7 protein-coding genes are annotated in these 8,974 nt (G+C 71.4%); 4 read left to right on the top strand and 3 right to left on the bottom strand.

Going from position 1 to position 8,974, the window contains the following annotated elements:
* Positions 1–13 precede the first annotated feature (13 nt).
* The 3 genes from STBA_RS37720 to STBA_RS10835 all read right to left on the bottom strand — a co-directional run bounded on the left by STBA_RS37720 (position 14) and on the right by STBA_RS10835 (position 3,528).
* Complete coding sequence (locus STBA_RS37720; protein ID WP_171987682.1) at positions 14–1,042, bottom strand: hypothetical protein; 1,029 nt, start codon at positions 1,040–1,042, stop codon at positions 14–16.
* Positions 1,043–1,350: 308 nt separating this feature from the next.
* Entirely contained in the window at positions 1,351–2,013 is a 663-nt protein-coding gene (locus tag STBA_RS10830) for a DUF6879 family protein (protein ID WP_077059049.1), read from the bottom strand.
* Positions 2,014–2,490: 477 nt separating this feature from the next.
* Positions 2,491–3,528 (bottom strand): LacI family DNA-binding transcriptional regulator, encoded by a 1,038-nt coding sequence (locus STBA_RS10835; protein ID WP_077059050.1) that lies wholly within the window; start codon positions 3,526–3,528, stop codon positions 2,491–2,493.
* Positions 3,529–3,743: 215 nt separating this feature from the next.
* Here STBA_RS10835 and STBA_RS10840 point away from each other — a divergent pair, with 215 nt between their 5' ends.
* From STBA_RS10840 to STBA_RS10855, 4 genes are read left to right on the top strand one after another with little or no spacing between them, the layout of a single operon-like run.
* Complete coding sequence (locus STBA_RS10840) at positions 3,744–5,096, top strand: ABC transporter substrate-binding protein (RefSeq protein WP_253194640.1); 1,353 nt, start codon at positions 3,744–3,746, stop codon at positions 5,094–5,096.
* Positions 5,097–5,109: 13 nt separating this feature from the next.
* The gene (locus tag STBA_RS10845; RefSeq protein ID WP_077059051.1) at positions 5,110–6,144 is read left to right on the top strand and encodes a sugar ABC transporter permease; all 1,035 of its coding nucleotides are present in this window, start codon (positions 5,110–5,112) and stop codon (positions 6,142–6,144) included.
* Complete coding sequence (locus tag STBA_RS10850) at positions 6,144–7,064, top strand: carbohydrate ABC transporter permease (RefSeq protein ID WP_077059052.1); 921 nt, start codon at positions 6,144–6,146, stop codon at positions 7,062–7,064. The genes STBA_RS10845 and STBA_RS10850 overlap by 1 nt, the downstream gene beginning before the upstream one ends.
* Positions 7,065–7,121: 57 nt before the next feature.
* Positions 7,122–8,537, top strand: coding sequence for a GH1 family beta-glucosidase (locus tag STBA_RS10855; RefSeq protein WP_077059053.1), 1,416 nt, complete (start codon positions 7,122–7,124; stop codon positions 8,535–8,537).
* The last annotated feature ends 437 nt before the right edge of the window (positions 8,538–8,974 follow it).

Here is an 8,974-nt window from a genome sequence, read left to right on the forward strand (position 1 = left end):
TTGCTTCCGCACGTCAGCCGAGGTCGTACGCGCGCACCTCGACGGGGGTTGCGACGACCAGCGCGCGGCCGTCCGGGCTGAGCGCCCAGGCCGTCGAACGGCCCAGGTCGGGGACGGAGAGCAGCGATCTGCCGTCGGCGAGATCCCACACCGTCACCGTGCGGCCGGCGCGAATCGCGGCCCGCGGGCCCTCGGCGCCCCACACCGGCCGCACTATCTGCTGCCTGGCCTCGCCCGGCAGTTCGGCCAGCGCCCGCCGGACCACCTCGCCCTCGTCCAGCGCGACGCGCACGGCGAGCGCCGTGCCATCCGCCGCCCCGACCACGGCGAGCGAGCGCCCGTCCGGCGCGAAGACGAGCCCGGAACACCAGCTCACGCCCGTCCGGAACGTCGTGATGCCGCCGTCGTGCAGGTCCAGGACCGCGATGCCGCCGCCCGGCGCCCGCTCGTACGGGCGGCACAGCCGGAACGCCACGCGCGAGCCGTCCGCGTCCACCGCGACCGCCTCGCTGCCGCCGATACCGACCGGGTCGGCGAGCTGCCGCCCGTCGGGCGCGGCCCAGGCCACCACGCTGCGGCTGCTCTGGTCGCAGCCCGCGATCGTCTCGCCGTCGCCGCTGACCGCGAGCCGTACGCCGCCGAAATCGCCGTAACCGGCGTACACCGGGCGGCTGATGGCGCGGCGCCACCGTTCCGCGGAGGCGGCCAGGCGCCAGTGCGCGACCTGCCCGACGTGGTGCTCCTCGGTCCCGCCGAGCGAGGCCGTCAGCGCCGCCCCGCCGGGCCCGAACACCAGATCGCGCACGACCGCGCCGGGCGCGCGTCTGGCCACGCCGAGCCGCACGGGCCGCCGTTCCCCGCCCGGCTGGATCACCAGCAGCTCACCGAACGCGGGGAACCAGGGCGCGGCCGTGGCGACCGCGACCCGCTCCACCCCTTCCGAAACGGCGACGGCCGTCACGCGCTGCGCCACGGCCGGCCGCCCGGGCAACGGCCGGGTGATGTCCAAGTCCCCCGGTTCGCACAGGTGCCGAACAACCATGACACGGACCCTAGACCGCCGGACGGGCTCGGGGGGCCGGGTTGCGAAACCAGCTGAGCCACAATTCGACTACATCGTGCGTGACCAAACGGATACGGGCGTCGTATGAGCCGCCGGACGCCCGTTTTCCGGCCCGCTCCGGACTTCGGCACGGGTCAACCATGCTCCGGCTCCATACCCGGGAGATTTATACGAACCACTCCGGAGCGTCACTCACACGGATGAATTCCGGCCGTACCGCACGGAGTTGACGGAGTTGACGGAGTTGACGGCGTCGGTCCTCACCCGCCGCGGGCCTTCCGGCGCCGTCAGTCCGAGGCGCGGACCCGGGCGCCGAACTCCTCGAAGGGGACGGCGTGATGCCAGGCCGCATCGCGCACCTGGCAGGCGCGCAGCACCTCCTGGGGCTCGGTGACCACCTCGATGCCGGTCAGCCGGTCGGCGTCGTCGAAGCGCAGCACCGCGAGGACCCGGGAGTCGAACAGCCAGAAGTCCTCGCCCGGCAGCTTCAGCCACTCCGCGTCCGCCCGCCACAGATTCCGCACGTCCTCGCCCGCCCTCGCGTTCCGCCGCGCGGCGTCGAGCAGATACAGCTGCCCCAGCGTCGGCGGGTCGTCCACGACGCGCACCCGCTCCACCCGCCTGCCCAGCGCCGGCTGCCGCCTGCGGCCCGCGCCGCGCGGCTCCTCGGGCGCGGGCCCCGGGCCCGTCCGCTGCCCGGTGACGAACCGCTGGTAGGCAGCGCTCTGCTCGGCCGCCTGATACCGGCAGCGCGACTCCAGTCGCCACGCCGTGTGCTCGAACGTCTCCGACGTCTCAAACACGCCCGCGAACTCGTCGCAGGCCGCCCAGTCCTGCACCTGCGCGACCCCGTCGGCCCGGCACGTCTCCCGGAGCCGCGCCAGGACGTGCTCCGTCTCCACGCCCTGGACACCGAAGTCGGTGTCCGCGAAGCTCAGCCGCCTGCCCATGCGCGCGCTCCTTCCGTCGCTGCCCGGACCAGCATGACCATTCGGTGATGATCTGTCAGCGGCGCGTTACCGGACAGCCGCGCGCCCCATCCGGCCACCGGCGGGCGGGGCCCGCCCGCCGGCTCCTCGGGACCCACGGGGCCCCCGGCCGCGGCCGCGCGGAGCGCCGGGGGAAAACTCGCTGATCAGCGCCGCGCCTCCGCGCCGCCGTCCCGGCGCCCCCCTGCCCCGCGCCCCGGCGCCGCCCCGCCCGTTTCCCCGCAGGTCCTGCCCGTTCTCCGTCCGCCTACTGCGCGCGCACCGCGACACGGGCCCGGCCCGGGCACCGCACCGGCCCACCGCCGGCCCCGGCCCGCCGGGGGCCGGGGCTGACCACCGGGGGCCGGGACTGACCACCGGGGGCCGGGACTGACCACCGGGGGCCGGGACTGACCACCGGGGGCCGGGGCTGAGGGCTGAGGACTGAGGACCCGGCGGCTACGACGAGGAGCGGCGCACCAGCTCGGTCGGGAGCACCAGGCGGGGGCGGTCAGTTCCCCCGTCGGAGATCTCGGCCAGCAGGGCCCGCGTCATCGCCCGGCCCATGCCCTCCATGGGCTGCCGGACGCTGGTCAGCGGCGGGTCCAGGTGGCGGGCGAGCGCGGAGTCGTCGAAGCCGACGAGCGCCACGTCGTCGGGGACCGAACGCCCCAGCTCGCGCAGCGCGCGCCGGGCGCCGATCGCCATGAGGTCGGAGGCGCAGAACACCGCGTCCAGGTCGGGGCGCCGCGCCACCAGCTCGCGCATGGCCGCGTGTCCGCTCTCCTCGGTGAAATCCCCGCGGCCCACCAGTTCCACCGCCGGCTCGCGGCCGGCGGCGCGCAGCGCCTCCTGGTAGCCGTCGAGCCGGCACCTGGCGACGTACATGTCGGCGGGCCCGGTGATCGTCGCGACGCGGCTGCGCCCGCGGCCCAGCAGGTGCTCCACGGCGAGCTGGGCCCCGCCGACGTTGTCGCAGTCGACGTGCGGCACCGGCTCGTCGGCCGACCTGCGGCCGGTCATCACCACGGGCAGGCCCATATCCGCCAGCTGGTCGGGCAGCGGATCGTCGCCGTGCACGGACACCAGCAGCACGCCGTCGACGCGGTGGCTCGCGGCGTACTGGGCGAACCTGGTGCGCTCCTTCGGGGTCCTTATCAGCGTCAGCAGCAGCTGGATGTCGGTGTCCGCCAGCTCCGCCGAGACGCCGCGGAGAATGCCGGAGAAGAACGGCTCGGCGAACAGCCGGGTCTCCGCCTCGGGCACCACCAGGGCGATGGCGTCCGACCTGTTGGCGGCCAGTGCCCTGGCCGCCCGGTGCGGTACGTACCCCAGGTCGGCAATGGCCTGCTCGACCGCGGTCCGCGTCCTGTCACTTACTCTTGGTGATCCGTTGATGACGCGGGACACCGTGCCACGGCCCACCCCCGCCCGTGCCGCGACTTGTTCAAGTGTCGGTCTTCCATCGCGGCCCGTGCCGCGCCTTGCCATCGCCATCGCTTCCTCCCGTTTCCGCCCCAGGGTCCAACTACATCACGGAATCCGAGACGGACCGCTTTACGCCTTGACACCCGGCGAGCACTCGGACACCCTTCAACCCATCACAACTGGGAGCGCTCCCACGCTCCTGGAACCCTATAGAACCGTACGTTCCGAGCCCAGGCCCCCTATCCCCCACGTGTCGAAACCACCCGGCTGGGAAGGCAACGTCAGTGCGCCAGGAGGACGACGACGTCATGCACAACACCACCCGTACCACGAACCGGCCGCGACGCCGAGCGGCCAGAGCCGTCGCGGTCGGTCTGACCGCAACTCTCGCGACCGCGCTGCTCGGCGCCTGTTCGAGCGACGACGACGGCGGCGGCGGTGATGACGACAACATCACTTTGAGAGTCGGTGTGTTCGGGCAGTTCGGTTACGAAGAGGCCGGGCTGTACGACGAATACATGGAGGCCAACCCGAACATCACGATCGAGCAGGACTCCACCACGGAGAACGCCGACTACATCGCCCAGCTCCGCACGCGCCTCGGCCAGAACAGCGGCCTCGCCGACATCCAGGCCATCGAGGTCGGCAACATCGCCGAGATGACCAGCGAACTGAGCCCGCGCTGGGTCGACTTCAACGAGTACGACGTGGACACCAGCCACTTCGTGCCGTGGAAGATCGACCAGGCGACGGACGCCGACGGGCGGGTCATCGGTCTGGGCACCGACATCGGCCCGACCGGCATCTGCTACCGCACGGACTATTTCGAGCAGGCCGGGCTGCCCACCGAGAGCGAGGCGGTCAGCGAGCTGTTCGCCGGCGGCTGGGAGGACTACATCGCGGTCGGCGAGGACTTCGCCGCGAACGCGCCCGACGACGTCGCCTACCTCGACTCGGCGGGCGGCATGTTCAACGCCGTCGTCTCCGCCTTCGAGGAGCGCTACACCAACGAGGCGGGCGAGGTCATCTACCAGGAGAGCGAGGGCGTGCAGACCGCCTGGGACCTCTCCCTCCAGGTCGCGGACGCCGGGCTGACCGACCAGCAGCAGCAGTTCACCCCCGAGTGGGAGCGGGCCCTGGCCAACGGTGCCTTCGCGACGCTGCCGGCCTGCCCCGCCTGGATGCTGACGACCATTCAGTCGCACGCGGGTGACGCGGGCGCCGGGGTGTGGAGCATGGCCCGTTCGCCCGAACCGTCCAACTGGGGCGGCTCGTTCATCGGCGTGACGGACGCTTCGGAGCACAAGGAGGAGGCCGTCGCCCTCGCCGAGTGGCTGACCGCCCCCGAGCAGCAGGCCAAGATCTTCGCCAACGCGGGCAACTTCCCGAGCTCCGCCACGGCACAGGAGACGGAAGAAGTCCAGAACGCCACGAACGAGTACTTCCCCGGCACCCAGATCGGCCAGATCCTCTCCACGGCCGCCGCCGAGATCCCGTCCACGCCGATCGGCCCCAACGACCAGATCATTCAGGAATCGATCACCAACGGTCTGGTCACGGTCGAACAGCAGGGCAACGACCCGGACAGCGCCTGGGACGGCGTCGTGAGCGCGCTGGACAACGCACTAGCGGAATGACCAGGACTCGCCGATGACCACTGAACACCGAGAGGCCGCGCCCCCCGCGAAGGGGGGCGCGGCCCCGCGCCCGACACCACCGGCGTCCGGCACAGCGCGCCCGGCGCCCGGCCCCAAGGAACAGCGGCGCGCGGAGCGCCGCTCCCGGCGCTACCGCTGGGATCTGAAGTACAGCCCGTATGCGTTCATCTCGCCGTTCTTCCTCTTCTTCGCCGCCTTCGGCCTCTTCCCGCTCCTCTACACGGGCTGGTCCGCGCTGCACAGCGCGTCGATGCTCACCCCCAACGAGATGGAGTGGGTGGGCTTCGAGAACTTCACGCGGCTGTGGGAGGACGAGTTCTTCTGGAAGGCCCTGCGCAACACCTTCACCATCGGCATCATCTCCACGGTGCCGCAGCTGCTGATGGCGCTCGGCCTCGCCCACCTGCTCAACTACCGGCTGCGCGGCAGCATGTTCTTCCGCGTCGCGATCCTCACGCCGTACGCCACCTCGATCGCCGCCGCGACGCTCGTGTTCGCGATGCTCTACGGCCGCGACTACGGCGTGATCAACTGGGCTCTGGATCTGATCGGGATTGACCGCGTGGACTGGCAGGCGGGCACCTGGTCCTCCCAGTTCGCCGTGTCGACCATCGTCATCTGGCGCTGGACCGGCTACAACACGCTGATCTACCTCGCCGCGATGCAGGCCGTTCCGAACGACCTCTACGAGTCGGCCGCCCTCGACGGGGCGTCCCGGTGGAAGCAGTTCATCCACATCACGCTGCCGTCGCTGCGGCCGACGATCCTGTTCACCGTCGTCGTGTCCACGATCGGCGCCACCCAGCTGTTCGGCGAGCCGCTGCTGTTCGCGGGCGACCCGTCCGGCGGCACCCAGAACCAGTACCAGACGCTCGGCCTCTACATGTACGAGATGGGCTGGATCAACAGGCATCTCGGCCGGGCGGCGGCCATCGCCTGGACGATGTTCCTGCTGCTCATCATCATCGGAATCATCTACTGGGTGGTCACCCGATGGGTCAGCCGCAGCAGCGGCGAGGAGGAATGATGGCCGTTGTCAACACCCAGCCGGCTCCGCAGGATGCGGCCACGGCGGGCGGTCCCGAACGGGGCCGCAGGGCGCGCCGGGCCAAGGCGGGCGCCGCGGGCGGGCATCTGCACGGCGGCTGGCTCACCTACACCATCCTGGCGGTCTTCGCCCTCGGGTCCATCGTCCCGCTGGTGTACTCCGCCATCGCCGCCTCGCACAGCAAGGCCCGGCTGTCGGAGGCCACGCCGCCCTTCTGGTTCGGCGGCCGGCTGTTCACCAACCTGGAGAGGGCCTGGGAGGACGCCAATCTCGGCAAGGCGATGATCAACACGATCTTCGTCGCGAGCACCATCACCGTCTCGACCGTGCTGTTCGCGACGCTGGCCGGCTTCGCCTTCGCCAAGCTCAGGTTCCGCGCGAAGAACGTACTGATGCTGCTGGTCATCGGCACCATGATGGTCCCGCCGCAGCTCACGGTGGTGCCGATGTTCATGGCCGTCGCGGAACTGGAGTGGAGCAACCACCTCCAGGCCGTGATCCTGCCGATGATGGTGAGCGCCTTCGGCGTCTTCTTCATGCGGCAGTACCTCGTGCAGGCCCTGCCGACCGAGCTGATCGAGGCCGCCAGAGTCGACGGCTCCAACAGCCTGCGCGTCGTGTGGCACGTCGTCTTCCCCGCCGCCCGCCCGGCCATGGCGGTGCTCGGCATGCTCACCTTCGTGCTGGCCTGGAACGAGTTCTTCTGGCCAATGATCGCGCTCACCCAGCAGAACCCGACCGTGCAGGTCGCGCTCACGGGCCTGGGACAGGGCTATGTCCCCGACCAAGGGGTGATCATGGCCGGCGCACTGCTCGGCACGCTCCCCCTGCTCATCGCGTTCGTGCTGTTCGGCAAGCAGATCGTGGGCGGCATCATGCACGGTGCACTCAAGGGCTGAGCACCCCGTCGCGCGCGGTTCGATACCCTCTCTACGAGCAAGAATGGGAGCGCTTCCATGACTGAAAAACAACCCCGGGTCTTTCCACCCGACTTCCTGTGGGGCTCGGCCACCGCGAGCTACCAGATCGAAGGTGCGGCCCGTGAGGACGGCCGCACCCCCTCGATCTGGGACACCTTCAGCCGGACCCCCGGGAAGGTGCACGCAGGGGACACGGGGGACGTGGCCTGCGACCACTACCACCGCTGGCAGGAGGACATCGGCCTCATGGCCGAACTCGGCCTCGGCGCCTACCGGTTCTCGGTGTCGTGGTCACGCGTCCAGCCCACCGGGCGCGGCCCCGCGGTGCAGCGCGGGCTCGACTTCTACCGCGCCCTCGCCGACGGCCTGCTGGAGCGCGGGATCACGCCGGCGATCACCCTGTACCACTGGGACCTGCCGCAGGACCTGGAGGACTCGGGCGGGTGGCCGGAGCGGGAGACCGCCGAACGGTTCGCGGAGTACGCGCAGATCGTCGGCGAGGCGCTGGGCGACCGGGTGGCCATGTGGACGACGCTGAACGAGCCGTTCTGCAGCGCGTTCCTCGGCTATGGCTCGGGCGTGCACGCCCCGGGGCGTACCGAGCCGGAGAGCGTGCTCAAGGCGGCGCACCACCTGAACCTCGCGCACGGACTCGGTGTCCAGGCGCTCCGCGCCGCCCTGCCGCGCAACGCCGAGATCGGCGTCACGCTCAACCCGGTGGTCGCCCGCCCGCGCACCGACGCACCGGCCGACGTGGACGCGGCGCGCCGCATCGACGCGCTCCAGACCCGCATCTTCTCCGGCCCGCTGCTGCACGGCAGCTACCCCGAGGACCTGCGGCAGGACACCGCGCGCGTCAGCGACTGGTCGTTCCTGCGCGCGGGCGACGAGGCCACGATCCACCAGCCGCTGGACTTCCTCGGCCTGAACTACTACACGCCGTCGGTGGTCTCCGCGCCGACGGGCGGCTCGCAGGCCAAGCGCAACGACGGCCACGGCTCGGCCACGCACTCCCCGTGGGTGGGCTCCGAGGACGTGGAGTTCCACCTCGCGCCCGGCGAGCGCACGGACATGGGCTGGGTCGTCGACCCGACCGGCCTGTCCGAGCTGCTCCAGCGCTTCCACGGCGAGCTGCCGAACCTGCCGCTCTACATCACCGAGAACGGCGCCGCGTTCGACGACAAGATGGACGCGGCGGGCGTCGTGCACGACCCGGAGCGGATCTCCTACCTGCACGGCCACCTCGACGCCGTCCACCGTTCGATCGAGCAGGGCGTCGACATCCGCGGCTACTTCCTGTGGTCGCTGCTGGACAACTTCGAATGGGCCTACGGGTACAGCAAGCGCTTCGGCGTGGTGCACGTGGACTTCGACACGCTCCGGCGCACGCCGAAGGCGAGCGCCCGCTGGTACGCCGGCGTGGCGGGCTCGGGACGGCTGCCCGCCACCTGAGCCACGGGCGCGGCGCGGACACACCGCGGCGCGCCCGCCGGACTCCCCCGTGTCCACCCGGAAGCCTTTCCGGTTCCCTCCCGGAAAGGGGGGCAAGGGGGTCGGCCCCCGGCCCGGACCGCGCACCGCGGCACCGGGCCGGGGGCCGGGTCATTCCCCGCGCCCGTGACCTCAGGGTCCTCCTTCGAAGGGGCGTCCGATCAGTGAGCGGCGGATGGCGCCTCTCCGGCGAGGCGCCGGATTGCCCTCGTGCTCCCCCGGACTTCGTCTGGGAGGTGCCCCCAGGGAGGTACCTCCTGGACAAAATCCGGGGAAGGAGTCCGGGGGAGTACTTGGGTGATTCGGCAACGCAGCCTGGGGGCACCTCCCAGGCCCCCAGGGCCTGGGGGAGGGATGCCGGTCGTCGCGAGCCGGACAGTCCTTTCGAAGACGGGCCC

It is taken from the genome of Streptomyces sp. MP131-18 (assembly GCF_001984575.1).
GTDB classification, from domain to species: Bacteria; Actinomycetota; Actinomycetes; order Streptomycetales; family Streptomycetaceae; genus Streptomyces; species Streptomyces johnsoniae.

Excerpts from the sequence above, each read along its gene's own strand:
- STBA_RS37720 (WP_171987682.1), bottom strand. The coding sequence starts at position 1,042 with ATGGTTGTTCGGCACCTGTGCGAACCGGGGGACTTGGACATCACCCGG.
- STBA_RS10830 (WP_077059049.1), bottom strand. The coding sequence starts at position 2,013 with ATGGGCAGGCGGCTGAGCTTCGCGGACACCGACTTCGGTGTCCAGGGC.
- STBA_RS10835 (WP_077059050.1), bottom strand. The coding sequence starts at position 3,528 with ATGGCGATGGCAAGGCGCGGCACGGGCCGCGATGGAAGACCGACACTT.
- STBA_RS10845 (WP_077059051.1), top strand. The coding sequence starts at position 5,110 with ATGACCACTGAACACCGAGAGGCCGCGCCCCCCGCGAAGGGGGGCGCG.
- STBA_RS10850 (WP_077059052.1), top strand. The coding sequence starts at position 6,144 with ATGGCCGTTGTCAACACCCAGCCGGCTCCGCAGGATGCGGCCACGGCG.
- STBA_RS10855 (WP_077059053.1), top strand. The coding sequence starts at position 7,122 with ATGACTGAAAAACAACCCCGGGTCTTTCCACCCGACTTCCTGTGGGGC.